The 25407-nt window shown below is 40.8% G+C and carries 21 protein-coding genes and 5 tRNA genes; 17 read left to right on the top strand and 9 right to left on the bottom strand.

Annotated elements, in window-relative coordinates; translation table 11 throughout:
- Nucleotides 1-212: 212 nt before the first annotated feature.
- A complete protein-coding gene (locus tag EXT47_RS02720) occupies nucleotides 213-1649 on the bottom strand; it encodes a peptide MFS transporter (RefSeq protein WP_130125834.1) in 1437 nt (478 codons plus the stop codon).
- A 578-nt stretch (nucleotides 1650-2227) separates the two neighbouring features.
- Nucleotides 2228-5110 (bottom strand): ATP-binding protein, encoded by a 2883-nt coding sequence (locus tag EXT47_RS02725; RefSeq protein ID WP_130125835.1) that lies wholly within the window; start codon nucleotides 5108-5110, stop codon nucleotides 2228-2230.
- A 266-nt stretch (nucleotides 5111-5376) separates the two neighbouring features.
- Between EXT47_RS02725 and EXT47_RS02730 the strand changes: the two genes are divergently transcribed.
- The 10 genes from EXT47_RS02730 (at nucleotide 5377) to EXT47_RS02775 (ending at nucleotide 12155) form a co-directional block, all read left to right on the top strand.
- Entirely contained in the window at nucleotides 5377-6585 is a 1209-nt protein-coding gene (locus tag EXT47_RS02730) for a serine hydrolase (protein ID WP_130125836.1), read from the top strand.
- Nucleotides 6586-6891: 306 nt separating this feature from the next.
- Nucleotides 6892-6967: transfer RNA gene (locus EXT47_RS02735), tRNA-Phe, on the top strand.
- A 63-nt stretch (nucleotides 6968-7030) separates the two neighbouring features.
- Nucleotides 7031-7106: transfer RNA gene (locus EXT47_RS02740), tRNA-Thr, on the top strand.
- 73 nt (nucleotides 7107-7179) lie between these two features.
- A tRNA-Phe gene (locus EXT47_RS02745) sits at nucleotides 7180-7255 on the top strand.
- 12 nt (nucleotides 7256-7267) lie between these two features.
- Nucleotides 7268-7343 (top strand) — tRNA-Thr (locus EXT47_RS02750).
- A gap of 141 nt (nucleotides 7344-7484) precedes the next feature.
- A tRNA-Phe gene (locus tag EXT47_RS02755) sits at nucleotides 7485-7560 on the top strand.
- A 279-nt stretch (nucleotides 7561-7839) separates the two neighbouring features.
- On the top strand, nucleotides 7840-8772 hold the full coding sequence (gene repA, locus EXT47_RS02760; protein ID WP_130125837.1) for a plasmid replication initiator RepA: 933 nt from the start codon (nucleotides 7840-7842) through the stop codon (nucleotides 8770-8772).
- Between the two features lie 617 nt (nucleotides 8773-9389).
- Nucleotides 9390-10370, top strand: coding sequence for a hypothetical protein (locus EXT47_RS02765; protein WP_130125838.1), 981 nt, complete (start codon nucleotides 9390-9392; stop codon nucleotides 10368-10370).
- A complete protein-coding gene (locus tag EXT47_RS02770; protein ID WP_130125839.1) occupies nucleotides 10363-11466 on the top strand; it encodes a hypothetical protein in 1104 nt (367 codons plus the stop codon). Before EXT47_RS02765 ends, EXT47_RS02770 begins: the two co-directional genes overlap by 8 nt.
- A gap of 2 nt (nucleotides 11467-11468) precedes the next feature.
- Nucleotides 11469-12155 (top strand): hypothetical protein, encoded by a 687-nt coding sequence (locus tag EXT47_RS02775; protein ID WP_130125840.1) that lies wholly within the window; start codon nucleotides 11469-11471, stop codon nucleotides 12153-12155.
- A gap of 420 nt (nucleotides 12156-12575) precedes the next feature.
- Here the strand turns inward: EXT47_RS02775 and EXT47_RS02780 are convergent, their stop codons facing one another.
- A complete protein-coding gene (locus tag EXT47_RS02780; protein ID WP_130125841.1) occupies nucleotides 12576-13235 on the bottom strand; it encodes a hypothetical protein in 660 nt (219 codons plus the stop codon).
- A gap of 386 nt (nucleotides 13236-13621) precedes the next feature.
- Here EXT47_RS02780 and EXT47_RS02785 point away from each other — a divergent pair, with 386 nt between their 5' ends.
- The gene (locus EXT47_RS02785; RefSeq protein WP_130125842.1) at nucleotides 13622-13879 is read left to right on the top strand and encodes a hypothetical protein; all 258 of its coding nucleotides are present in this window, start codon (nucleotides 13622-13624) and stop codon (nucleotides 13877-13879) included.
- 393 nt (nucleotides 13880-14272) lie between these two features.
- Here EXT47_RS02785 and EXT47_RS02790 read toward each other — a convergent pair whose 3' ends face one another.
- The 3 genes from EXT47_RS02790 to EXT47_RS02800 all read right to left on the bottom strand — a co-directional run bounded on the left by EXT47_RS02790 (nucleotide 14273) and on the right by EXT47_RS02800 (nucleotide 17296).
- Nucleotides 14273-14563, bottom strand: coding sequence for a hypothetical protein (locus EXT47_RS02790; RefSeq protein ID WP_130125843.1), 291 nt, complete (start codon nucleotides 14561-14563; stop codon nucleotides 14273-14275).
- Nucleotides 14564-14566: 3 nt separating this feature from the next.
- Nucleotides 14567-15532: an integrase domain-containing protein gene (locus EXT47_RS02795; RefSeq protein WP_205991246.1), complete on the bottom strand. Its 966-nt coding sequence runs from the start codon at nucleotides 15530-15532 to the stop codon at nucleotides 14567-14569.
- A 570-nt stretch (nucleotides 15533-16102) separates the two neighbouring features.
- Nucleotides 16103-17296 (bottom strand): hypothetical protein, encoded by a 1194-nt coding sequence (locus tag EXT47_RS02800; RefSeq protein WP_130125844.1) that lies wholly within the window; start codon nucleotides 17294-17296, stop codon nucleotides 16103-16105.
- Between the two features lie 372 nt (nucleotides 17297-17668).
- On the opposite strand from EXT47_RS02800, the gene EXT47_RS02805 reads away from it, so the two are divergent.
- Together EXT47_RS02805 and EXT47_RS02810 are read left to right on the top strand one after the other, a co-directional pair.
- Complete coding sequence (locus EXT47_RS02805; RefSeq protein WP_130125845.1) at nucleotides 17669-18031, top strand: hypothetical protein; 363 nt, start codon at nucleotides 17669-17671, stop codon at nucleotides 18029-18031.
- 4 nt (nucleotides 18032-18035) lie between these two features.
- Entirely contained in the window at nucleotides 18036-19763 is a 1728-nt protein-coding gene (locus tag EXT47_RS02810; RefSeq protein WP_130125846.1) for a conjugal transfer protein TraG N-terminal domain-containing protein, read from the top strand.
- Nucleotides 19764-19779: 16 nt separating this feature from the next.
- Here the strand turns inward: EXT47_RS02810 and EXT47_RS02815 are convergent, their stop codons facing one another.
- A complete protein-coding gene (locus tag EXT47_RS02815) occupies nucleotides 19780-19989 on the bottom strand; it encodes a hypothetical protein (protein WP_130125847.1) in 210 nt (69 codons plus the stop codon).
- Between the two features lie 269 nt (nucleotides 19990-20258).
- Between EXT47_RS02815 and EXT47_RS02820 the strand changes: the two genes are divergently transcribed.
- Together EXT47_RS02820 and EXT47_RS02825 are read left to right on the top strand one after the other, a co-directional pair.
- Nucleotides 20259-20492: a DUF4224 domain-containing protein gene (locus tag EXT47_RS02820; protein ID WP_130125848.1), complete on the top strand. Its 234-nt coding sequence runs from the start codon at nucleotides 20259-20261 to the stop codon at nucleotides 20490-20492.
- 6 nt (nucleotides 20493-20498) lie between these two features.
- Nucleotides 20499-21578, top strand: coding sequence for a tyrosine-type recombinase/integrase (locus EXT47_RS02825; RefSeq protein ID WP_130125849.1), 1080 nt, complete (start codon nucleotides 20499-20501; stop codon nucleotides 21576-21578).
- Nucleotides 21579-21930: 352 nt separating this feature from the next.
- Here the strand turns inward: EXT47_RS02825 and EXT47_RS02830 are convergent, their stop codons facing one another.
- Both EXT47_RS02830 and cysZ read right to left on the bottom strand, forming a co-directional pair.
- Nucleotides 21931-23148, bottom strand: coding sequence for a glycerophosphodiester phosphodiesterase family protein (locus EXT47_RS02830; RefSeq protein WP_130125850.1), 1218 nt, complete (start codon nucleotides 23146-23148; stop codon nucleotides 21931-21933).
- Between the two features lie 78 nt (nucleotides 23149-23226).
- Complete coding sequence (gene cysZ, locus EXT47_RS02835) at nucleotides 23227-23952, bottom strand: sulfate transporter CysZ (RefSeq protein ID WP_039493825.1); 726 nt, start codon at nucleotides 23950-23952, stop codon at nucleotides 23227-23229.
- 417 nt (nucleotides 23953-24369) lie between these two features.
- Between cysZ and EXT47_RS02845 the strand changes: the two genes are divergently transcribed.
- Both EXT47_RS02845 and EXT47_RS02850 read left to right on the top strand, forming a co-directional pair.
- A complete protein-coding gene (locus EXT47_RS02845) occupies nucleotides 24370-24645 on the top strand; it encodes a hypothetical protein (RefSeq protein ID WP_084204220.1) in 276 nt (91 codons plus the stop codon).
- 47 nt (nucleotides 24646-24692) lie between these two features.
- Nucleotides 24693-25286 (top strand): CBS domain-containing protein, encoded by a 594-nt coding sequence (locus EXT47_RS02850; RefSeq protein WP_010606047.1) that lies wholly within the window; start codon nucleotides 24693-24695, stop codon nucleotides 25284-25286.
- Nucleotides 25287-25407: the final 121 nt, after the last annotated feature.

Below are 25407 nucleotides of genomic sequence, written 5' to 3' on the forward strand. Positions count from 1 at the left end.
GGTGCTTTGCGGGGTATTTTGTAACTTTATTTTTATATTGCTATGATTTTATTTGGTTTTTATGTTTTTAGTTGATGGACTATATGAGAGAGGGGATTTTTATCACACGACTACATTGAGAGGGAAAATGGCGCTAAGTGTATTTAAATCTTTACGTATGGCTATTGTGGGAGAGGTAAACCACGCTAAATTAGCGTGGTTTACAGCAAATATTATTGCTTCTCAGCGGATACTTCTAGCTCTTCCGCAAGGTAATGTTCTTGCGTATGAGGTTCGTGCTTGCCCTCAGCGCCGTGCATCCAATCTACAAGCTTGTTGCTTAATAGATACATTAACACAGCAGATAGCAAGGCAACGCCGCCTAAACCAATGAAGATGCTCATCGCGTTTTCCATTGCTTCTTGGCCTTCACCGATGAAAGAGCCAACAAGGCCAGCAAGCTTGTTTGCAACAGCTGTACATAGGAACCAAATACCCATTAGCAGTGATGCTAAGCGCAGCGGCGCCAGTTTACTTACCATAGAAAGACCGATCGGTGATAAACATAGCTCACCAAGGGTGTGGAACATGTAGAACAATACTAACCAAATCATGCTGATCTGAAGTGTGCCACCGGCTTCACCACCTTCTGTTGCAAGCGCAAGCATCATGGTTAAGAAACCAAGTGCTAAGAACACTAGACCAATTGCAAACTTTACTGGAGAGTTCGGTTCTTTGTTATCTAGCTTTAACCAGATCATCGCTACTAATGGCGCAAATACAATGATGAAGATAGAGTTAAGCGACTGGAACCAAGAAGCCGGGATCTCAAAGCCCATAAACATACGGTTGGTATAGTCGTTTGCGAATAGGTTCATCAAACCACCAGCCTGCTCGAAACCCATCCAGAAGATAATTGAGAAAACACTCATGGTGAAAATAACACGGATACGATCTTTTTCTTTCTTCGTAAGCGGTTCTTTAGTCTGTGAGTCAGACATCTGTTGAGAAAGTTTAGCTGAAGGTACTTTACCGATATTGCCAAGGTATTTCTGGCTTAAGATAAGCTGCATAACCACAGAAATGATCATACCAATACCTGCTGCGATAAAGCCTGCCTGCCAGTTCACGACCGCTGCTACATAACCCGCAACAAGTGGACCTAATGCACCACCTAAGTTGATACCCATATAGAAGATAGTGAATGCACCGTCACGGCGCTTGTCACCTTCTTGGTATAAATCGCCAACCATCGTTGAGATATTTGGCTTGAATAAACCATTACCTAAACAAAGCAATGCCAAGCCAAGGTAGAAGACGTTTACTTCTTGTCCTGCCACAACGCTGTGAGGAATACCCATAATAAAATGGCCGGCAGCCATTAAAATACCACCAATAATGATGGCTTTGCGCTGACCTAATACGTTATCTGCAAGCCAACCACCAAACAGTGGGGTGAGATAAACGGCCATCGTAAATGTGCCGTAAAGACTTAGTGCGTCGGCATTACTCCAACCGAAGCCACCATTTTGAACTTGTGCTACAAGATAAAGAACTAAGATGGCACGCATACCGTAGTAGCCAAAGCGCTCCCACATTTCGGTACCAAATAATAAGAAGAGGCCTTTAGGGTGACCCAGAAATTCTCCGGCCTTCGGAACTGAATTCATATGTACTTCCTAATCTAATCAATGTGTTGTATCTGGTCATTTTTATAAAGGATGCATTATTGCATCTAATGTTTTTCAATCAACACTGAATAATGAGCCATGTACTTAGCGTGCAACGTTTGAAGCGACGTGCGGTAAATAGAACACTTTTCAATGCAGATTGGCATTGCTCATCGAGTCACCGAGTAAAAATCTTAATCAGATATTTGCTTGTATGAACTCAGACATGCCTGTACTTTTTTTGAACGGGTGACCAGTACCTATTTCAACTAGCGTTTGTTGTATGTAACGACTAACTAATTTAAAAAAGTGCGTCAGTATACTCAGTGAGAATTAATAGGGGAAGTGTTTGGAGTCAGAAAGCGCATAAAATGCGGTCAGTGATTCAGGGAAGGATCATTCTTTTAGGTGGCGGTGATATCTAAATGAATGGCGTAAGCATTAATATCGTTGATATTTACCACTCATTGCAGGTGTAGGAGCAAGTCGGCCCTGCGATCCATTTATCTTTACCTTACTGAGACAGTGCCTGCCCCCTAGTGGTGACAGGATTTGTGGGAGCTGCGACCCCCACATCATTAGGCTTCTTGACTCAAATATTGTTGGATAAACTCGGTTGCGGCTAAAAAGTCCTGCTCCAATTTATCACGCATCTGGATCAGCTGATCGGTGGTAAGCGTGCCTTCCTTACATAAAGTCTCAAACTCTATGGCTGTTTCAGCTACTTTTTCGGCACCGATAGTTTTAGAGATGGACTTAAGTTGATGACAAGCTTCAATGATTTCTTCTTGGCTCATCGTGATCACCGCACCATTTACATCACGTGTTAACTGGCTGCTTTGCTCTAAGTACATTCGGAAAAAGCGATTTCGTTTCGCTTCATCATGATTTACATACTTGTTGAGCATGTCCATATTGATAGCTGGCGCGGGTTCGCTGGCCTCAGCTTCAAAAGCTTCAGGCTCTGCAACCATAACTTCATCAACTTCAGGCTCCAGCTCTGTTTCTTGCTCTGATCCCGGCTGTACTTGGCTAGCGGCTGCTGGTACAGCAGCTGATGGCTCAGCACTTGGTTTCGGTTGCTGTGCTTTTGGTAAGCTTTCTATACACTTATTAAGCGTCGCCTCTAATACATTTAACTCTACAGGTTTGGTGATATAGTCATTCATGCCACCAGCCTCACAACGTTCTCTTTCACCTTTGAGCGCATTGGCTGTCACGGCAATGATGTATGGTTGTTCAATGGTATCTGTTGCGGTTTCTACATAGTCTCTAATATGTTTGACCATGTCGTAGCCCGACATCTTCGGCATATGTAAATCGGTCAGTACGATTGGAAAGTGCTCTTTTTTCCATAGCTCTAGGCCTTCCTCACCATTTTCCGCAACCTCGACACCATAGCCTAACAGGTGTAATTGGTCGGTCAGCACTTGCTGATTTAATACGTTATCTTCAACTAACAACACCAGTTTGTTGGTTGCTCTTGCTTCATCAACGCTTAAAAAGTCGTTGATAGTGCGTGATGGTTTAATTTCCTTTGGTTTATGCAAACCGGCAGCAACCAAGATAGCCGTCATAAAGCTAGACTTACATAACGGTGATGCATTGAGATAGAAAATATTTTTGTGATTAAGGGCGGCTTCGTCCATTTTACTTAGGACAACAACTTGCTGTTCGTTTTTCTCAAGCGAGTAAACGACGGTTCTTAGCTCTTCATTGACCTTGTCCATGCCGTCTAAACCATCTAGCACCCAAATAAGTTTATCTTCGTGCTGGTGTTCGGTTATTTCGCTTTCATCGATAGCAATCACACTCGCGCCCATGAATGAAAGGTAGCGATTTAAAATAGTGCGTCTTTCATTATTTGGGGTGAGTAGGGCAACAGTGCGGCCGTTTAACAATTGCTTATTCGCGTAATTAACTTTGCCATCCACACTAAATGGCAATTCCACGACAAACTCGCTTCCCATGCCAATATCCGAGTTAACATGGATACTACCTAGCATGAGTTCGATTAAACTTTTACAAATAGAAAGGCCAAGTCCTGTACCGCCAAATTCGCGGGTGATAGAGCCCTCAGCTTGAATAAACGGATTAAAAATTTCTCTCAACTGAGCTTTTGTCATGCCTTTACCATTGTCAGTGACGGTAAAGCGTAAGGTGTAATGCTCCGAGGTGTTTTGTGCAACTTCAACGGAGATTTTTACATAACCTTGGGTTGAGTCATCTGTAGTCGTGAATTTAATGGCATTACTGCACAGGTTATAAAGTACTTGCCTAACGCGCACGGTGTCACCAACTAAATTCGTTGGAATGTCAGGAGCAATAAACAGTTGTAAGTCTAACTTACGTTTTTTCGCTACTGATGAAAGCACACGTGCGACTTCCTCTGTGGTTTCAGCCACCGAGAAAGCACTATTGTCTATGCGTAATTTACCAGCCTCAATCTTAGAAAAGTCGAGAATATCATCGAGAATACCAAGTAAAGAGAAAGCCGAGTCGCGAATAATCGTGGTGAGGCGATGTTGAGCACCGTCAAGATCGGTTTGACGCAGTAAATCAATAGTACCAATGACGCCGTTCATTGGCGTGCGGATCTCATGGCTCATGGTGGCTAAGAAAGTGGTTTTAGCATCACTAGCACGCTCCGCATTTAAAATCGCTTTTTCTAGTGCCAGCGTGCGGGCTTGAACTTCAGTTTCGAGACTTTCTTGAAGCTGCTTTAACTCATTTTGCGTTGCTTGATCGGACTCTATGGATGATTGTACTTGCTTTAACAGCGCATTTATCGCTTCAGCAACCTCAGCCAGACCGCCACTATAATAAGTACCCACCGTCGACTTGTAGTTTTTATCCATCGTTAGATGATTGATTTCAGAGATAAGCTCTTCAGTATCGTTACTTGATGCGCCAGAAAGCCGACGAGCCGCAATCACAACAATCATCAAGGCGCTAATAATAGCGGCAGCGAGCAGTATATAGGCAATGAATGGATCGCCTGATGATGTAGTTACAACGGGTGGTGTATAAGTCAAAATGAGTTCACCAACGTTTTGCTCATCTAGTCGCAGTGGCATGTGGTAAACCTGCATTGTGTCTTTGTTATAAGACTCTTCGCGATTCAGAGCAATGATTTGCTCACCTGCACTTTGTTGAAATACTAGATTTGGTTGCCCCATCCCCGTATTGACGTACAAATAGGCGCCCAAGTGTTCGTTAGATGCTAATAATGCGGATACAATCTGTTTGGCACTGTCAAAACCGTGTTGTGTGACCACCTTAGCAAGGGGAGTTGCAACTGTTGTTGCTTGTTGTTGTAGGTTCACGGTTGGTGCGGCAGGGACGTCAGCTTGCTTTGGCAGTAGGTAAGCACCTGCGGCGCTACATAGTCCAACAGTCAGTATTGCGATAAATAAAAAAAGTATCCGTCCATTTGCATTGGTATTCGCGCTATTTGGCATGCTTAATCCCGAAAGAATTATTTATACTTATTAGTTGTAGCAATCCTACCACCTTCGGCAAGTTTTTACCTCTCGTTTTTCAATCAATAGTGGCAATCCACTGAGATCACCTGATTGTTTTAAATCTTAAAATAATCAGGTTGTTATCTCGATAATTGTAACTACGCCTGCGATGTATAAAGCATTAAACTTTAATAAAAATTAAATTTTACGTAACGTTTTTATAAAGTAGTATTCGTTCAACCTAATACTTATAAGGATATCTCATGTTTCTACGTCAAAGTCGGCTGGCGTTTGGTTGGCTTATTACACTGCTGGGCTGGGCCTTACTAACTGGCTGTAATAACAGTGACAATTCTATTGTTATTGAAAAGAGTGCTAGCGAAGACATAGCCGTCACTCCGCCGCGCTATGGCAAGGTGGGAGACGGGCTACTCAACGAACAACTGGAAGCAATCCGAGCTGAGTTTGCTATGCCCGCACTTGGCGGGTTTATCGTTTATGGGGATGAGTTGATTGAGCTTGATGTAGCTGGTGTGCGAGTGAGCACAGGGCAAGCTCTGGTCACCAAACTTGATAAGTGGTCGATTGGTTCGTTCAGTAAGTCCATGACAGCAACCGTCGCTGCTCGCTTGGTTGAGCAGGGGTTAATTCGATTTGACAGTCGGGTGAGTGATGTTTTTCCTGAGTTAATCGGAAAAATTAACCCTGAATTTGAGTCTGTTACATTAACTGCACTGCTTTCGATGACTTCGGGCTTAAAGCGTGATCTTGACTCCATGTATTCTGGTAAGTGGCATTTAGATCAACGTGGCATGGTCGAGCAAAGATATGCCTGGACTCAAGAGGTGTTATCGACGCAACCAGAAGTGACTCACGGAACCTATCTATATAGCAATGCAGGTTATGTTGTTGCAGGCCATATGTTGGAGCGTGTGACGGGGCAATCATGGGAAGCGTTAGTGAAGCAAGAAGTATTCATTCCTCTTGGAATGGAAAATATTGGATTTGGGCCTGCTAGCTATGGAGATCCAGAAGGACAGCCGAGTGGGCATCAGATGCGAGAAGGGCAGTGGCATCCAATAACACCGGCCGATAGGGTCGATCTACCAAACGTTGTTGGACCTGCTGGGTTAGTCAGTACGACCTTGACCGATCTGTCATACTATTTACGTGCTTATCTCGCGGGTGCCAGAGGTGGTGATAATTTGATTGGTGCTAATTCATATACGCGACTGCTCACACCGGTTAGCCCAGAATATGGCTTAGGCTGGATCCTTACTCCAAACAACAATAGCTTTCATCACAATGGCTTTACTGGGACCTTCTATTTAGACAACTTAGTGTTGCCAGAAAAGAACATAGCGATATTAGCGGTAACAAACGGCGATACAAGTAATGCAAAACAAGCGGTAGAAAAAGCGATACTGGTCATGCAACAAAGATTTGAAGCGCAACATAAAGACAATCTCTAAACAGGATTGATAAACCTTGTTGCCGAGCTTCGCTTTAGGAATGAGATAGAATATGTATCTCCATTCTATTTTATTCCTTTAAGCACATATTTCTCTTAAGTGACACCTTTTTCTTTGTTGTTGGCCTAGAGCGGTTTGCGGTATTCATAGATATAAGTCGATAAATACAGTAAAACATGGCTAGTCGGGTGTTTTTTCATCGGAAAAGCGGTATTTTAACCGCTTTGTCTGAAAACTGTGCAAACGATAAATGTATTTAAAAAAAGGGTTGACTTAGAACCGCAAAACCCGTTTAATACGCCGCACGCCCAGATAGCTCAGTCGGTAGAGCAGAGGATTGAAAATCCTCGTGTCGGTGGTTCGATTCCGCCTCTGGGCACCAGATTAAAATCATTGCATTAGCAATGTGGTGCATGCAGAAACTGCATGGTACACGAATTAGTGTGCCGACTTAGCTCAGTTGGTAGAGCAACTGACTTGTAATCAGTAGGTCATCCGTTCGACTCGGATAGTCGGCACCATTTAATTTAGGCGTCAGCCAATAATTTCTAGTTAGCTTAGTAAGAAGAGTTTCCTAGACATTAAAAAAGATTTGCCCAGATAGCTCAGTCGGTAGAGCAGAGGATTGAAAATCCTCGTGTCGGTGGTTCGATTCCGCCTCTGGGCACCAATAATTTAGTGTGCCGACTTAGCTCAGTTGGTAGAGCAACTGACTTGTAATCAGTAGGTCATCCGTTCGACTCGGATAGTCGGCACCACTTTATTTAGGCGTTAGCCTGTGTTTTCTAGATAGCTTAGTTATTTAGATACTGAAAAATTTGCCCAAATAGCTCAGTCGGTAGAGCCGTTTGGAGTTTTATTGAAAATCCTTTTAAGGATTTAGATACTAGAAAAAATTTGCCCAGATAGCTCAGTCGGTAGAGCAGAGGATTGAAAATCCTCGTGTCGGTGGTTCGATTCCGCCTCTGGGCACCATCCCCTCTCGCTTACAGCGCATTTTAGAATTACCGTTTCCTACAAAAACACCCATTTCCTACAAAATCTATAGCTTCGTCGCGCATGACGGAGGCGATTTAGCGAACGCCAGAAAGCAAAAAACCGCGATACAGAAACTCGATTAAGTTTGGCGACTTAAGTTTCTAACGCGGCTTTAATAAACATTGAACGTGTTTATATGGCTATCTTAGCTGTAGGGTAATCCTGTGTCTAGTAGGTAGTTAAAAATTTGCTGACGACGTTCCTGTCGAAAATGAGTTGAGTAGAGAAAATTTATTTGGTACTCAAGATAATAAACTTGAATCAAAGCGCGGTCGTGGGCTTCACAGTACTCGATGTAAAAACAAAGCCCCTTCATATGATGTGCCCAAGTCGCACGTTAACCGCTTGGTTTTTATAAAAAGACTGGTTGACCAATCACAAGCCCGTGATGTGACTCGTTCAGATGTTGCTATGCTTGCCCGCTCCTGGAATGGGCGTAGGAAACATTTTTATCAAGATCGTGTTAATGCAATCAATGCCTTACATGCAGTATTTTGTGAGCATGTAAACCTTGCTACTCACCAAATCGAAATCTCCCTTAGAAATGCTTCGGATGCCGCTGGCCTCACTACTATTTCAGATGCAGAGCTTAGAAAAATAAAAGAAGATCCCTCGTACACTCCAAAAGTGTCTATATCGAGAGCCAGTAGAGCACTTAAAGATATGGTTGATATGAATTGGATCAAAGCGGATAGAGCGTGGCAAGTTTGGGATAATGAATCGGGTCAGTGGATTGATAAATATTTTGAAGCGACAACGTTGTTTTTTAATGCAGCTGGCGTTACTAATGAAACTGTTGAGAAGGAACAAGCTAAACGTCTTGGCCGTTATAAACATGATGCATTACTAGCGGGTAAAACACCGGAAGAAGTTGGTCGAATGTCGATCACCAAATTACGTATCGAACGCCGTCAGATGTGGAGACGGAAAGCATTTGAACGTCGACAATTAGAGGTATCCAAGAAAAAAATAACGAGGCAATTGACTGGTAAATCTAGGCATGAACAACGCTCTATTGCTCAACAACGCGTGCTTGCTAGTCTAGGCCCTGAGACTCAATTTATAACTCCTTCTGACTTTAAAGAGCTTGTAAATAGAGAAATCGCAATGCTGCGTAAATTCTCTGGCGTTATAGCCCCCCCTCATTGACTTTAATAGGCTTTTCACTTTTATCTTCCCCCGAGCATGTGTTCGGTTTTTGTCGTCTTTGAACGCGTGAGAGGGCTCACACAAGACTCCTTTTAAGCTGGTTGCCTAGTAAGAAATAAAGGAATTCAAATAAGATATACTCGTGAATTTAGAGTGGCAACATAGTTATACATATAAAGTGCAAGGCTTTTTTTTATAAAGTGCCAAGTAGGCTTGTTAAAGTGCAATATTATCTTTGTTCTAATATATACAAATATTACTTATTACACACAGCAAGCTGTGTATATAGTGTCTGGCCAATTCCTGCTTTCAGCAGGGGCCAGTATCAACCCCCTCCGCCCCCTTCTAGGGGGAACGAGTCGCCCTCTGACGTCAGGAGCGTGGCAGGACTTCGTCCTTAACCAAGCTCCTTTGTTCAAGCTTATGTACTTTTCTTTTCTATCAAGGGGCCGAGTCCTCGGCGCAAGCGCCTGCGGGCCGCACCAACCCCTTGACAGAAATACTATCAATATCAGCGTATTATATTTTACTTGTGTAAAGGGGTAGCCTGAAATAGTATAAAAAGAGTGCGTTCGATGCTTGATTATCGAACATAAGGATATGGAATAGGGGGGGGTATGTCTGAAACTGGTAATATAGAGAAACTTGCAAAAATTGTATCTAACGACATTTTCAAATGGTTTAAATGGGACACCTGTAAACCAAAAGATGTGGACTGGAGTTGCGAATCAGACCATCATTGTAAAAAGACTCACCCTTCAGACGTCGTATTTCATTATGACGATCCTTACTCCGGATATACCAAATATTTAAACACCGATCTAAAGAGCTATGCAGCTGGGAGTATATCCAGGCCAAGTTTAACTAAAGCACTAAAAAGTCTCGCTTTATCTGTAGAGTGCGCAAATATAAGTGCGAGCTGGCAAGATAAATTTTTATTAGACGATGTTGGGTTTGGTGATGTATCAGGGCTGTTATTCATTTATAACCATGATTCTAAATATGATAAAGATTTCCATGAATTGGTAGAAAGTGTTGAGTACAAAGAAATCACTATTGCTGAGGAAAATGAGCTGATAATAATGGGTCCGAATTTAATTCAGAGGTTGTGTGATGTCGTTAGCGATATGAAGATGCTCAAGGCTGACGATTCATTCCCCGGCCCTAAAGATTATACATTTTTTTATCCGGATTTAATCCGTTCTCGTCGGTGTGGCGATGAATGGGGTAAGCCAGCAACGATTGAGGCCCTCACTTCGCCTTGGCTTATTGTAAAGCATCGAGGTAATGATGATTTTAAAAGTGGCTTTGTTATCTACTACCATCAATCTGGTGAGTCTGTAGAGGAATTTATTTATCTTATTGACGCTATGTCTCATTATCAGATGTTTAGTGGAGATTACACGATAAGAATTCGGTTTACTGGTGCAAGTACTCATGCCCCAACTAACTTTGAAAAGGCTAAGCATGAATACCTGAAAATGTGGGGAAATGATGAAGGAAGAAGGGAACAAATGGAAAGTATTCAAGCGGAGCAAATAACTAATTTCACAACGACTTTTAACCCTATGGAAATAGGAATGCGCGAAGATGTCTAAAACTGCAGGCCCATCTATTTATATCCCCACAGATAAGAATATTTATGACGCTTTAAAACATAAAAAGGTCACCCAGTGTGAGTTGGTTAGTTTTCTACGTAAGCGTGGAGTATTAGTGTCAAACAATGCGCCAAAACAGCAGCTTATTGAAAAAATATGTTCTTTAACAATGGGCTATGAAGACTTTAAATGGATTGGAAAGTTGTTGGAAAACCCTAATAAAAAGGATAAGACAACTCACTCTAAGCTTAAAGGGGATGTGGAGCTTCCCCAGATAAAAATTGCTTGTGATGCTGTAAAGGCTCAAGTTACATCGGGTAGTGACGATTCGGTCAAAGTCACAAAGTTGGGAAACACGACAACGCTGAAAGTTACATATGTGGATCATGATTTCACGAAAACAGAGTTGCGCCAACGCACAGTAAAGACATGTGAAATTCAAATTGAGCAAGGAGCTGATGGGGTTGTCATGAAATATCCATCGACGAAGAAGGCGAAGGAGATTACTGGACAGCTGAAGAAAGCGTTGGCAGAACAGGTAAATAAAGATACTGGCACTGAACTTGAAGAACTTGTTATATCTCTCGAGGCGCTAACGGATGCTGAAGTAAGAAGTGGCTTCTTTGATTATTTGATAAGGAATGTCCCTGGTTTTAATTTTGATACAGTCACAAATGTAGACGTGTACCACTTAGAACAGGACAAACTAGACGAGTTAAATGATGATGGGGACTCGGAAGCAAGGCTGGCTTCATACATTAACAAAGCAGCGTTAGCTGGGGCAGGAGTATTAGAGTCAAGTGAATTCAAACAACTGCATAAAAAAGGCTTTTACATATATAGAATTATTTGGACGGCTATAGATACTGCTTTTGAGGGAGCTAAAGTCGAATTTGAAGCCCAGTTTGGCAATCCAAAAATATGCAAAGATTTTATGTACACAGTAAGGGGAACTTACCCGTACAACAGTCGAACTCAAGATTATAATGTCACTAGGAAAGCAGCAACGCCGCATGAAAATGAAAAGTATAATATGAAGCTGAGGGATACATCTGAGAACGCTGTTAAATTTGCGGTAAGCAAATACGGAGTTTAAAAATGATAAAGGCAAAGTGGTTATATTCAGAGCTTCCGATACCTATTGGCCTGCTCGCAAAAAAAATGAAGGAAAATCAATATAGTGAAAACTTGGGGAATGGCTACTTGCTATCAGCTTCTACTTCTACCAAATTAGTTGGTAAGTATATTGAAAGAATTATCCAAAAGACTGTTATTGAAGATCCTTTTGGCGGTACCGCAGAAGTTGAATCAATTAGTTACTATACTTGTCACTTCAATTGGCATTCCGATTCTAACTATTTAGTAATCTTAGATCCTCCGCGCTCCCTCAGAAAATTTATCAATAAACTTCATGAGATTACAGGTCTCGGTTTGGTTATATCGGAGTTAAATATATCCCTAGAAAAATGGCTTACTCTTATTGAAGAAAGTGCCACAGATGTCAAATTACTGCAGATATCTTCATATGGCATTAGAACATCGCAAAACTCAACAGCAAAGGTGTCTGTTACGGGAACTAAAGATGTTAAAGAGGCATTTTCTAGTTTGGTAAGAGATAAGCGCTATTTAGTAGATAGCATTAAGTTTGAAGCATGTTTTGATAGTTTAATTGTTTCTGGAGAAATTACGAAAACCGGAGTTTGCAGATTGAAAACATCAAACAGTACCTTCACTCTTGATATACTTAGAGAATCTCTAGAAAAATCATATTGTGATCATGGCTAATATTGAGGAATTATTATGGGTTGTGCCCCTTGATGATTAACCCTTTCAGCGGTGGTGCTATAGCGCTATAAATTTGGGCTCGCACGTATTTATAGTAATGCTGCTGCCAGCCTCTGATAAACCAATTAATCTAACAAGCAATTTTTCGGCTTCGCTCCGGCTCAATCGTGACAATTACGCTCTAGAATGTAGATCTTAGTAAAGATACTTTCTCGAAGCATATCGTACAAGCCAAGAAAAATGCTATCGACTTTTCAAGTTTTTATAAATTGTTAAAACAAATAGTATTAGTCCAAAAAACTATAAAATGTTATGTTTTTTGAGTGCCTTTTGATTATTTTGTTGTGGGTATTCTAGGGTTGTCACTCTTTTATGACTGGTGAGAGGACAACCATTACTGAGCCCATAAGCAAATATCAATTAACAATCTAATTTCCACCACTTCAAAAATCGGCAAATCTCCAGGCATTTCTTCTTATGGCTTTGTAATAAGTCTGATAGTGTCCATAAAAACCAAACGACGAATGCCACAGAAAAAACTACTATATATATAAGTTGGGAAGATACAAGCTTTTCCTGCTTTAAGTACTCTACTGTTAAGCTTGCCAAAGTAGTGAAAAATATTAATAAAATTGGAGCGTTGAATATGCCGTTAGTTTCTAATTTTTCTTTACGTACCCCCTCCCACTCGATGAGCTTTTCTACAGATGCTGGAGTAAAAGTTTTTCTTTTAGTAAGTTGTTCAGCAAAAAGGATATATCTTAAATATCTCGTCCTCAAGATAAAAGGGTGAGACTTTAGATTATGGGTAACATAATAATTCTTGTATTCATTCTGAATTCTAAGCTCTAACCAAACATAGAGGATAATAGCAGCTAAAGCGACCAAAAATAGCGACCAATTAGAGTCTCTCCCTAAGAAAAAAGCGCCCACAGAGACTGTAAGGTACATGAAAAATGCAAGAAAGTATGGCCATGTCTTGCTTATCGGTTTGTGTCTATAAAGAGATTTTACAATTCTTGAACGGTGTGTTTCCTTATAAATGTCGTATAACTCACCCCATTTGTTTAAGTTTGTCATCTACCCTATCGCGATTTGAACATTTATATATATTTGATTTTTGCATATTTCTTATCTAGCACAAAGAAAAAATATGCTTGAAAAGTACCTGATAAACCACGTCATTCCACGAAGCAAAGAGGGGAGAATCAATTGTTGACGTTCTGTGTGTTATGACACTCTAAAAACGATTCCAGCAAAAGCGAGACATCGGTCATCGCGTCATCAAACAAAACCTTTGGCTTTGTCATGCCAGTGAGATCTACTCACAACTAGAAACCAAGCTTTCGGGCTTTTTACTTCACAAATTAGTTCATCTGATTTAGGGCACTTTTATGCCTTGAATTTGGCTGTTTGTACCTGCATGTAATTAAGTTAAACACAAATCACTTTATAGCGAGGCTGTTATGAATTTAAAAGAAAATGCGAGAAAACATCTATTAGACGCGGCGATTAACGATATTGAAGAGAATGGGATCTACTGGAATGGGTCAATTTCCAGAAGCCAAAGAGGGCATTTGCTTACATTGTTAGAAGAGCATGGATACGAGATTTTCATGAATGAAGTTCCACCTCATTGGGAGCACGCTTTTTATACCTCAGCTTACTCATATGATGATGTACTAGAGCTAGCACAGAAGCGAGCTGAAGAAAGTGACTTGTAATTGAACGTTTGAGTACGCTCATGTAGACAACTGGGGACGCAAGCTGCCCCCACGTTGCCACACAATCGCTATATTTGCATATGAGTTGGTTGAGAGTTGGCTCCGCCTTAATAAATATTTTTATTTGTTAAGCTTAAAATGAGTTTGTAGATAGAAAAACGAGTATTTTGACTCCGCAATCAAGATGGAACGGTGTGATTGAATAAACAATGGGATTATTAAGGGGTGAGCCCCTTGATGGTTAGCCCTTTCAACAATGGTGCTATAGCGCAATAAGCTTGGGCTGACACATATCGATAGTAATACCGATAATGCTGCTAGCCCCCTGATAAACCAACCAGTCTAACAAGCAACTTTTTAGCTACGCTCGAGCTCAATGGTGACTATTCCGTTCTAGATAAGAGGGAAAGGTGGTTTGTTGGTTCTATTCAGCAGCTCCCAAAGCAGTTCTACTGCCAGCCGGTGATCGCGCAGTGTCGTTGAGCTTAGATGGGAGTGCCTAGCATAATATCGATGAATATGTGCTCGGCCGACTTGAGGCGGAGATTTAACACCTTTTTCGTTTTGCGCGATATTTTCAAGGATGTTGATTAACCTTTTCACCATTGCTCGCCGTGCGGTTTTGCCGCCGTGTCGAACGTAGACATGGGTTCTTTCTTTTATCCACTTTTTCATTTGACTCATAACTTAACCTAGGTAGCTGTTTGTTACATCGATACGACCGTGGCCAAGCTCTTGCGATACCTGCATTCTTGCATGATGGTCTAAATCTTTGGCTTCTTTGAGAGAAATGTTTAGAGTGTTAGCTATGTAGCGGTAGTGTTCAAAGCCGTGCTTAATGCCGCTAGCGGCAGGGCAAGCAATATTGCTCAATGTATGATAACGCGTTTGTGCATAGTGATGGCGTTCTGCATGGAATGTTATATCAAGTGATTTTAATTCGTTGTATGCGTCTTGCTTGAATTGTTTATAGCTTTGACCTGGTGCGATCATACTTCTTCCATTTTGAAATGTTGTAGCAAGTCTTAACGCTTTAAATTGAGCATCATTTTGAACTGGTACCGTTCGCAGCCTTCCGCCTTTAGTGCCATCTTTTATGTTTATATATCCAAGCTGCAAGGCTTCATGCAGCGCTTTTTGAGCATCTAGCTTCGCAGATTCTTCAAACCGTAAACCTAGCTCTCGTTGTAACTCTAACAAGGCTGCGGTTCTTGGGGTTAGAGCACTCAGCGACTTTGCATGAACATCGTGAGAAACGCTTTTATTGGTTTTTGCAATCCCCGATCTTTTAGGAAGATTACCTTCTGCAACTGGCGCAACGTGGACTGTTCTATCACCTCGAGCTATTTCCATCACTCGATTTACAGCGCTCATGTAGTTCTGCGCGGTTGAAGCTGATAAGTTTTGCTGGTTGCATCGTTCACTCAGATGAGATGAGTATTCCTGTAAATGCTCGTGTGTTATATCTCGCATATCTTTTATTTGATGTTCAGTCTTGAGCCAAGAACAAAAGCGGTTCCAGCGACCATGCATAGTCGATATAGAAGAAAATGACTTAATATCTTCTTTAAGCGCATTGAGGCCTGCTTTGCTTATGTCTCTCGACCTTAGCCCAAAATTCCTTGAATTTGGGTTTTGCCGTTCGTGTCTCAAAATATATCTCCAATCAGTTTATTCACTCCGATCAACCCTTTTTAACTTGGTAAGTGTTACGCAATTTTTTAAAAGCTTTGCTTGCTTTTGATCGGAACTGGTTCTTGCCAGCGCAAAGGGTAGATAAACCGTTACCCACGGGAGTTTGTTAGTTATTTGAAATACTGCCTTGGAGAAGGGAACTCGTTCGCTTACCTAGCCCCATTCAAGGCTGGTATTTGAGCCAGGCTCATATTTCAAAGAGTCGCAGCGCTAATTTCGTGCGATTTCGTGAATACTGATTTAGTTGGCATAGCCTATAAATAAAGGGCTGTAGCAGGTTTTTGTCGGCCGTCTCTTTTTCAGTAGAAAAAAGAGACGGCGACTCATAAACCCTGTTACATAATAAAGGGCGGCTGAGCTAATCAGTTTGGCTCTCGATGCTACAAGCATGAGAGTGATATTTTGAAGATAGTTACGCCGGAAAAATCTTGTAACTTAGGCAAGGGACCGAGCTTTAGTTGCGTCGGTTAAGGGTTTACGCAAAATTGCGTAAATACACTAATAAAATATTTGAATTGAGGTAGGTGATCAAGCTTTAATTGTATCTTCTGTGAGATCTTTTGAATCGGCGCAAGCAGATATGTGGATTGACTTCAGCTTTATTAGCTTTTCAAATCTTAACATTAAATTATAATCAAACAATCTCGAATCACCATTGCTTAATTTGAGCAGGTTTATTAACTCTTTGAAGTCCAGCAGGTGAAAAAACTCACCAGTTTCTCTATTCGCTTTAATAAGGGCTTGCACAACTTTACTCCAATCGCCTTCATGCATTATCTCTGTTATTAAAGCAATACAGTGCATTGGTTGATTCAATACTAACGGTACACTACAATTATCCAGAGATGTTATATTTCTAACGTTTCGAACCATTTTTGATGCGCCTGTAAGTTGAGATATCGCTCTCAATGCTTGTTTTTGAGTTCCTTTTAGTCTTCTTTCTCTCGTTCTATTCATTCCGGCCTGAAATACAGACAGATCTTTGGATTCAATTAGGAATGTTCCATATTGATGTGAAGCTACAATATCTGTCAACTCTCGTTTTTTTTTACCTTCTTGTACTTGTGGTGATTTTGTTAATGTTAGAGGAAACACTGATTCAAGAGAAGCCCATATAGCACGCTCAAAGACCTCTCCTTCGTTTAGTTCATCTATTGAAATAGTATATGTGTTTTTTACTCCATAAAAAGAGGTTGGTGAGCTTTCCCACTGGTCACAAGTTACCTCGAACCTCAGAATGCTACCATTTTGGTTCTGCATTTTTGTTAAAAACCGATCCGATATAGCATTTGCATTTTGAATATCTTTACTTAAAGATAATTCGTATTTCAAATCTAGATAATCGTTTAACTGCTCCTTGGCTTTATGGTGGAAACTTATTTCACTCGAAGCTATACAAATATCCATCTCGTTGTATAAGAACAGAGGTGATTTTTTTAGACTTGTAATTTTAATTAAACTTTCAAGTGCTTGCTTGTGATGTTGAGGTTTGCAAATGAATAAAGGTGCGTCGGGCACATCGAATATCTTTACCCCACCACACAAATAGTTGTCGATTATTCCTGCGAACAATTCTAGTTCTGAACCAGCAATCAAAGACTTTGCAGCACTAGTTGGAAGTTTAATTAGAATAGCGGTTTCTTGATTACTCGCAGGGACTATCCAAACGCCAGCATCTTCTGATTTAATTTCTTTGTATATTTGTTCTGCAGGAATGTGCATTTTTGGGGCCTAGGTTAGGTTAATCGAAGTAATTGGTTATTTTATTTGATCAATTTAGATTGAAGACGATATTACATTTCGGATACTATGTCATTAAAGGCATAGATTCGCACCCTTGCCTACGGAGGTTAAGGTTTCTTGGCCTCCATTTCAATCTCTGCAGAGCCGAAAAACTCAAGTCACTAATGGCGTAAAGTGGCGTCGGCAAATCGATCTGGCCAGGTCGATGAGTTACCTTCAAATGTTTGAGTTGCTGAATAGAGCTCAAAACCTAACTAGAAAGAAAAGCCGTTGGACGCCTCCACGGCTTTTTTTATTATCCTCAATTTTGACAGTTAGCATAATGCATCATTCCTACAAAAGGTGCACAAGATGCAAAACAAAGTAACTTCTTTGAAGTTTTCAATAAATTTAGTCGTTTTTATCGGTGTTTCATTCCTAATGATTGGGTGCTTGTTATTCTTAGCCGCCAAATTATTAAACACAGATGTCCTTTCACTCCAGTCGGCAATGCTAAATTTTTTCAGGGAATACTCATTACTATTTTTTGTGCTACGAGCTTTTCTAGTTTGGATATATTGCTTTGTATACTTACCTAACAAAGTTTGTGAACAGCTCAGACAACACAACCCACTGATTTCAAAAGAAGCCATCGAAAAACAATGTAAGCCGCTGAGACAGCAAATAATTTCTATATATTTCTTGAACGAAGTACTGCTGGCATTTTGGGGGTAAGTACATGGTCGTTCAGAGTATACAAGAGTTATTTCTTATCATCATCAGCTTCCAATTTTATAGCATGCTTTGGTCCATTCTTGTTAGTACTGGATTGATAGCGGTACCATTTTTAGTTATTTTTTGGGATAGCTGGTTGAACCAATACAAAAAAAATGGAGGAAGTATTGCTATAGCATCAAGGAGGAGAACGGCAATAGAGGTAATTGTAGCCTTTAGTGTGATGATTTTATTTTACACACCGTTTGTAAAGGTTGGTATTAACCAATTTAAAATTGTAGCCCCTAGCAGTGAAGTAAAGCAAAACCAGAAAAGCAATAAAGAAGAAGCTTTTCAAAAAGATATCAAAGAGTTAATAGTAGGAGCCCACATTGATGTACCTATTCTTTTTAGCTTTTTTTACAGCCTAAGCAACGGGATCATGCATGCTGGAGTGGAAGGCGTAAATGGACTTAAAAGGGAAGTTCAAGATCTCCGAGAGTTTGAAAGCCTTTTGTACTCAGCGTCTATTCAAGATCCAGCTCTATATGCTGAAGTACGGCGCTTTACCAATGAATGTTTCATGCCTGCAAAATCAAAGTACAGCAGATTATATGAGCAAAGTATGAGCGGAGACGTTCCAAGTTTTATAACAAATATTTTAGAAAAGAATCCATCTGATATGAATTGGATAGGCTCAAAAGTATTTTTGTCGACTCAGGGCCTGTATGCCAAATGCGAAAATGCCAATTCATGTGGTGATGGCTCCCACGGCTTTCAAGCTGTACACCCTGTAAAGCAATTTACATACAACCCTAATAGAGACGCTATCTTTAGGGATAATCAAGGTCATCCCTACTGTAATGAATGGTGGATAGGTGGGACTGATAATCTTGATACAGGACTCAGAAGCAGGCTGATTGAATACATAAGAGAAACCCGCAAGTGCCATGGAACAAACTCGCAAGGTAGGGATTTTGATGGTGGCAGCTGCACTGCTGAAGACTGGTTTAGTGCAATGAAAGACCATGTGGGCAGTATAATGGCCAAGATGAAGATTTTCGGTGTTGATGAAATAGGCCGTGAAGCTGAGGATGCTGCTTTGAGACATTTCCTGCGGAACACGTTAGACTCTGTTTCGGCACCAGCAGCTTTTCTTGACTCAGAAAAAGGGGTGACGAACTCACTTCGCAATATTTTAGGTATGTTTGGCTCGGGTAAAAAGCTGCTCGAAGCAAAAACTACAATGCAGGTTGTAAAACAAGCCCTCCCTATAATTCAGGCGTTACTTATTATGATCCTAATAATTATGCTGCCAGTGTACGGATTGGTATCTTGTTTCGCGCTAGACAAAGCTATGGTTCCGATCATCGCGCTCTGTTTTATTAAGATGCTTACGGTTTGGTGGGCTTTTATCTCATTTGTAGATAACAAGGTGCTAGACTTGATGGGGGTGGGAGGTGTTTGGAGTGCTGCTTTTCAACCAATATCGACGGGAACACAGCAATCTACTACCATTTTTTTGTGGAACAGTATTGTTGCAGTGCTTTATTTGGCAGTTCCATTGCTTATTGGGCTAATGCTACAAAAGGCAAACGATGTTGCTTCAATGATAGGAGACATAGGAAGTAGTGGTATGAGTAAAAGTGGAGGAAGTACTGCTGAGGGTTCAGGAAAGCAAGCTAGCCAAGTTCAAGATCAGGTTATATCAAATGCAGCTTCTTCAAAGTCCAAAACAAATGTAAAAATATAACTCTAAGGTTTTGCACTTACAACTTAGTGAAACGCCCTGAGCTATCATCGTATGATGATACTTTTTTTTCTTGATAATCGTAATGTATGTCAGAACGCATTGGTTGAGTTTTATCGATTGAACTTGGGTTAAACAAAGCTTTAAATACTGCTTGAATAATTAGAGAAAGCAGCGTTATTGAAAACAAGAAAAGAGCTCGTACTGTTTTTTTCAACACACTTAGCATCAAGTGCTCCTTGGTAAAAGCTTTATGGAGTGGGCTTTGATGTCAGTAGTTTATTTCGCATAGCATTTGAACCATTTTAGTGACATCAAAGCTCTTATCTAAACGGTACAGCTCGTACGTCTGAATAGGATTAGATACCTTATTCGATCAAATTTTTTACCTATTGTCAACTATAAAAAGCCATGGCCGCATTCGCGGCTTTTTATTCCTACAAAATTTAAATGCTTACAATAAGTTCTACATTATTTCCTTAGTTTGAGGTTTTTTTAATGAATAGCTTACTATTTTTGAATAAGCAGGAGATGAATGAGCTTACAGGCCGAAAGCAAAAGAAAAGACAAGTTGAGCAGCTGATCCAATTACAGCTTCCATTTACTCTCGATGCCTTTGGCTGGCCTAAAGTTTTGCGTAAAACGATTGAAACAGAGCTTGGCGCTGGTGATAGCTGTCAAATTAAGCGTGATGGGGCTACGCTTAGTGATGACGAGCTGTACACGGGGTAAGCGGTCATGGGAAGAAAACGTTCTGCAGAAAATGCAAACCTGCCCAGAGGCATGATCTTTAATAAAAAAGGGAATACCTATTACTTAAGGGCAAGTGGTCAGAAAGATATCCGCCTTGGTAAAACGCTGAGTGAAGCTTTTCGTAATTACTACGCTTACGCATCGATTAATTTTGAGTGCCAAACGATGCATGACTTGATTGACCGATATCTCAAAGAGATTTCACCCACTAAGGCAGAATCGACACACAAGAGTAATATTAGTGCGTCAAAGCATTTGATGAAGCGTTTTGGTCATATGAACCCAAGAGTGCTTAGAGCCAGGCATGCCTATCAATATCTCGATCTTAGAAATCGAGAGGGGGCACCGGTAAGAGGCAATCGTGAGTTTGCGTTACTGAGCACCATTATGTCTCATGCTGTGCGTTGGGGCGTAATTGACGACACACCATTTCATGGAATTATACGTAACCCAGAACAGCCAAGAGATCGGCTAGTCACAGATGATGAATTGGCAGTGTTTGTTAAGTATTGCCCTCGATGGCTGCAATTATATGTGGCGCTAAAGCTGGCAACCGGCTTAAGGCAAACCGATATGCTTAAACTTAGCAGCAAAGATTGGGATGATGAAAAAGGACTAAAAGTTCAAGCTTCAAAAACAGGTAGTCGGTTGCAGTTCGAAGCGGTGGATCACCTTAGCTTTATCATCAGCGAGCTTAAACAAATTAATGGTTACCGTACCACTAGAAAGCACAGAACGCCGTTATTGCATTGGTATTTCTTTGCATCAAGCGCTAATGCACGAAAGGAACAAGCATTGACCCCCGACGGTTTTAGAACTGCGTGGAACAAAGCGATGCGTGCAGCAATCGAAAGTGGTGGGTTACAACCAGAGCAGCGCTTTCAGGATCGTGACTTACGAGCTAAAACAGCAAGTGAGTGTGAGACAATCACTCAGGCATTTGAGTTATTGGGCCACTCAAGTGTGGCAACAACAAAACGTGTTTATCGGCGAGGTTACTCACAAGTAACACCGGTCACGCCTAAGTTGCCAGATGATAAGAAAAAACAAAGCATTGAAAAGTAGTCATAAAAAAGGCATTATTTTTAAATTAAGAATTGTATGTTTAGCTAAAATCTCTAAGCTATTAAAAACAAAGTAATTTTAGCTAAATTAACCATAAATATTAAACTAGACGAAAGTTATAGGAAATATTTTGTGGGTTTGTGTAGTAAAAACAGTATGTTAGATGCACAAGCGTTAAGGGTTGAAAATCCTCGTGTCGGTGGTTCGATTCCGCCTCTGGGCACCATACTTTAAAAAGCCTCGCTATCGCGAGGCTTTTTGCTTTATGGCATTTACAAATCGTAACTTAGTGCGGGGTTCTACTTACACTACGGGATTCTACCCATACTAAGCTAAAACTCTTACTGGCCTATCACTCAATTCCCATGCAGCTGGCGTAAAAGCTGGTAGTCGCAGGCCAGTCACTAAATACAGCAACTACGCCAACCTGTTTTGCCAATATGTCCAACACCCTAAGTATATCGCCATCATGCTTAACTGCGTTTTTTACAGATTGATAATACCAACCGCCGCCGTTCGCTAAAGGGCCTGAGCGCTCTAAAGACCAAGCAACTATCTTTAATCCCGCACGTTTAGCGGCGAGGGCGTATTGCGACGAAATGATATCGCCGTTTTTATCTTCGCTAATGAGCATCCAAATTGGTGGGGCGATAATTTTTACCTTATTTTTGGCTAAGTCTTCCATTGACGGTTGCCAAGTACTTGGTTTGTTAATATCAAAATGTTCGCCAGCTTCTCTACCATCAAGAAATACGGCATGGTTTGCAAACTCTGGCGCATGTTTTATCCAGTACTGAATATCTTGGTACGAAAAGGATTGTGGAAAAACTTGAGATGGGGGGACATTGTGCTCAGTATATTCGTCCAACATTTTTTGCGCGAGCTGACTTTGGCTTAACCCATTAAAGGGCATTGGCACTTCTGGCGCTTTTAACTCAGGTGTCATATTTACACCCAGCTGCTTAAATAAAGTAATGCTTTCGCTGTGGGTCATTAAGGTTCCAGAACTGGCATAAAGATCTGTACGCCAATTGGGAGTGCCTTTGACAAACTCCGCTACTGTGGTTGCTTGAGTATTCACACCATCCATTTTTCCTTTTAGTTGCTTGAATTCTGCTAAGGTAATGTCTGAGGTGCAGCATTGAGCAGACGCAAGTTTACCGGAGTCTGGATCCGCTGGGCTGAAGGGTTGTCTACACTTCCTAGCAGGCTTAGGCTGTAACAAGATATCGGTTGTTGCATGAAGGTCACATTGCGCATGGCGGCAAACGAGAGTCTTGTCTTTCGTAAAAGTAACATCACATTCGAGCGTGCCTGCTCCCATTTTTGCGGCGGCTATATATGATTCTTTGGTGTGCTCAGGGTATAAAAGTGGCGCACCGCGATGTCCTATGGAAAAATGTGTGCGCTTGATTGGTTTATCTAAACAGCTTGCAAGCTTTTCTTTAAGCTCACCATCTGGAAGTTGCGAGACTAAAAATTGAGGCCGTGTACCGACATCAAACTGTTTTGTTGCCTGGCACCCCGTTAAAAATACCGTTAACCAGATAAGGCCTAATGTTAGGCGCATAGCGACTCCGCTGAATACTTGCAAAAAAGTAAGTAAAGCATGAGTTTTTGACAGCTAGATGTCAGTCATACGAGCGTCTTAGCGATATTGCTGACGATAGTTCTCTACCCATAATTTAGTGGCGCCACAAACGGCAACGGGCATCACGATGAGGTTAACAAATGGGATTGAGGTCAGTACAAACACCGCAAAGCCAAAGCCATAAGACAGCCCTTGTTTACTCTTCAAATCATCTTTCATTTGCTTGAAATGAATTTTATGGTTATCAAACGGATAATCATTATATTGTACGCTGTACATCCAACACGTAAACATAATCCATAAAATTTGCCCAACGATAGGCAGTATCCAAAGTAAGATGAAAAAGCCAAATGCACGTGGGAGGTAATAGCAGAGTTTGGTCCATTCTCTACCCAACATTCGCGGCACATCTTTTATGGTATCAATTAGCTTATCATCATTGATGTGTTGGTTGGTTAGGTAAAGTTCCACTTTTTCGGAGAGTAAGCCATTGAAAGGCGCAGCAATAAAGTTGGTTATCACCGTGAAAATCATACTATAACTGAAAAGTATCACTAAGATAGCAATTGGCCACATTAGCCATTCCAGCCAACTGAGCCAATCTGGTAATAATCCGTTGAGATAAGTAAATCCTTGAGTCAGCCAGTCATAAAGAAAAAAGAGTGATGCACCAAATAACAGTACATTGATTGTTAAAGGAATAAATACAAAACGTTTTAATCCTTTTTGGGTGATTAAAGAAAAACCAGCAATAAAGTACTCGATACCGCGTGATAGTTGCACTGTACACCTCGTGTTGTGATACCAACTTGTCTTAATACTTGCTCAATTTGAAGGAGCACATCTGACGCTAACTGCGTTAAAAATTTCTCATTTAGAACGAATAAATAGCAAAATCTTCGCCTGGTTATCGACAAGATTTTCTCGCCTCAAAATAGAGCACTTAATTAAGCAAATTGGTATGCTTTAATTCTTTTGATTTAAGGCTCATACCAAAATGTTGGCGTTAGTATAACGCTAAACGACGCGCTACAAATAGGAGATTAGTAACAATTCATCTCAGCTCACACAGTGCCTGAGTGTGCGTATGAAAATTAACCTTAGTATATTTAGATGCTTAGTAAATAGATTAGAAATAATACTTGTAAACGCAAGAAACTGCCCATACACTCAAAGTAAGGCAGTAGAAGTGAGAATACTATGCGGTTAGTTCGTTGGATGATTACATTTTGTATGTTGAGTCTGTTGACAGTGTCAACGGCCGATGCTGCTAAATGTGATACCACGCTTTCAATCGCGCCTATCGTTGTCGACCTAGACAATTCTAACTCCAGCCCTGACTTAGATGATTGCGTTGTATCAATAACTCATCGTTTCGTGGTTGCTAGTAGCTTTGTCATAGCGCAATCACAACCCACCTATTCTTATTCAAACTCAGTATGCGAGTCTATTAGAGCACCACCTGTCGCAAATTAATTTAGTCCTTTTCCGTGCTTAATTAATTTTAAAGATAGAGGTGATCTATGAACACTTACACAGTATTGAAAACTCAACCTGTTGCAAATTATGAACTTGCTGAAAATAACTTCCCAGCTTGTAACACTGACAACCTAGAGCAAGCACCAGCACATTGCCTAATGCACAATTTACATTTGGCACCAATGCAACATATTGATGAAAACAGTAGCATAGATGAAGCTACGTTAGTGCTGGACAAAACACACCGCAGAGCAAGCTTTGTCGTTGATAGCAAAGAAAAACTTGTTGGTATGATATCTAATGCAAGAATTGGCAGTCGCTACGTATTGAGCATTGCAGAAAGACGTGGTTGTACAAGACGTGATTTAAACGTCAATGATGTCATGATCCCACTATCAGATCTTCGTCAAATCACCTTAAAACAAACTAGCCAAACAGTGGTTGGCAATGTGCTAAAAACAATGGAAGAAGGTGGCTTTGAGTTTTTACTTGTTATTGATGAAGTGACTCAGCATCCAGTTGGTTATTTTGACCTGATCGATATGATGAAGGCCTGTGGACGTGCAGTAAATTCAATGAAACCGGCAAATAAATTCAGTGACATTGTTGGTACGATATTGCACCACGCAGAAATTTAAAAGAATCCCTATAGTTAATGTAAATTAAAGTTAGCAAGGCGTCGTAAGGCGCCTTTTTTGTGTCTCAAGTTCGCTCCTATGCAGTAGAGGATAGGAGCTATTTTTAGATATACCAATTAGT

The organism is Pseudoalteromonas sp. CO342X (assembly GCF_004208915.1).
GTDB lineage: Bacteria > Pseudomonadota > Gammaproteobacteria > Enterobacterales > Alteromonadaceae > Pseudoalteromonas > Pseudoalteromonas maricaloris.

Coding starts and splice junctions, on each gene's coding strand:
- EXT47_RS02800 (WP_130125844.1), bottom strand. CDS start 17,296: ATGCACATTCCTGCAGAACAAATATACAAAGAAATTAAATCAGAAGAT.
- EXT47_RS02825 (WP_130125849.1), top strand. CDS start 20,499: ATGGGAAGAAAACGTTCTGCAGAAAATGCAAACCTGCCCAGAGGCATG.
- EXT47_RS02815 (WP_130125847.1), bottom strand. CDS start 19,989: ATGCTAAGTGTGTTGAAAAAAACAGTACGAGCTCTTTTCTTGTTTTCA.
- EXT47_RS02810 (WP_130125846.1), top strand. CDS start 18,036: ATGGTCGTTCAGAGTATACAAGAGTTATTTCTTATCATCATCAGCTTC.
- EXT47_RS02720 (WP_130125834.1), bottom strand. CDS start 1,649: ATGAATTCAGTTCCGAAGGCCGGAGAATTTCTGGGTCACCCTAAAGGC.
- EXT47_RS02765 (WP_130125838.1), top strand. CDS start 9,390: ATGTCTGAAACTGGTAATATAGAGAAACTTGCAAAAATTGTATCTAAC.
- EXT47_RS02820 (WP_130125848.1), top strand. CDS start 20,259: ATGAATAGCTTACTATTTTTGAATAAGCAGGAGATGAATGAGCTTACA.
- EXT47_RS02725 (WP_130125835.1), bottom strand. CDS start 5,110: ATGCCAAATAGCGCGAATACCAATGCAAATGGACGGATACTTTTTTTA.
- EXT47_RS02790 (WP_130125843.1), bottom strand. CDS start 14,563: ATGAGTCAAATGAAAAAGTGGATAAAAGAAAGAACCCATGTCTACGTT.
- EXT47_RS02845 (WP_084204220.1), top strand. CDS start 24,370: ATGCGGTTAGTTCGTTGGATGATTACATTTTGTATGTTGAGTCTGTTG.
- EXT47_RS02830 (WP_130125850.1), bottom strand. CDS start 23,148: ATGCGCCTAACATTAGGCCTTATCTGGTTAACGGTATTTTTAACGGGG.
- EXT47_RS02850 (WP_010606047.1), top strand. CDS start 24,693: ATGAACACTTACACAGTATTGAAAACTCAACCTGTTGCAAATTATGAA.
- EXT47_RS02730 (WP_130125836.1), top strand. CDS start 5,377: ATGTTTCTACGTCAAAGTCGGCTGGCGTTTGGTTGGCTTATTACACTG.
- EXT47_RS02770 (WP_130125839.1), top strand. CDS start 10,363: ATGTCTAAAACTGCAGGCCCATCTATTTATATCCCCACAGATAAGAAT.
- EXT47_RS02780 (WP_130125841.1), bottom strand. CDS start 13,235: ATGACAAACTTAAACAAATGGGGTGAGTTATACGACATTTATAAGGAA.
- EXT47_RS02805 (WP_130125845.1), top strand. CDS start 17,669: ATGCAAAACAAAGTAACTTCTTTGAAGTTTTCAATAAATTTAGTCGTT.
- EXT47_RS02775 (WP_130125840.1), top strand. CDS start 11,469: ATGATAAAGGCAAAGTGGTTATATTCAGAGCTTCCGATACCTATTGGC.
- EXT47_RS02785 (WP_130125842.1), top strand. CDS start 13,622: ATGAATTTAAAAGAAAATGCGAGAAAACATCTATTAGACGCGGCGATT.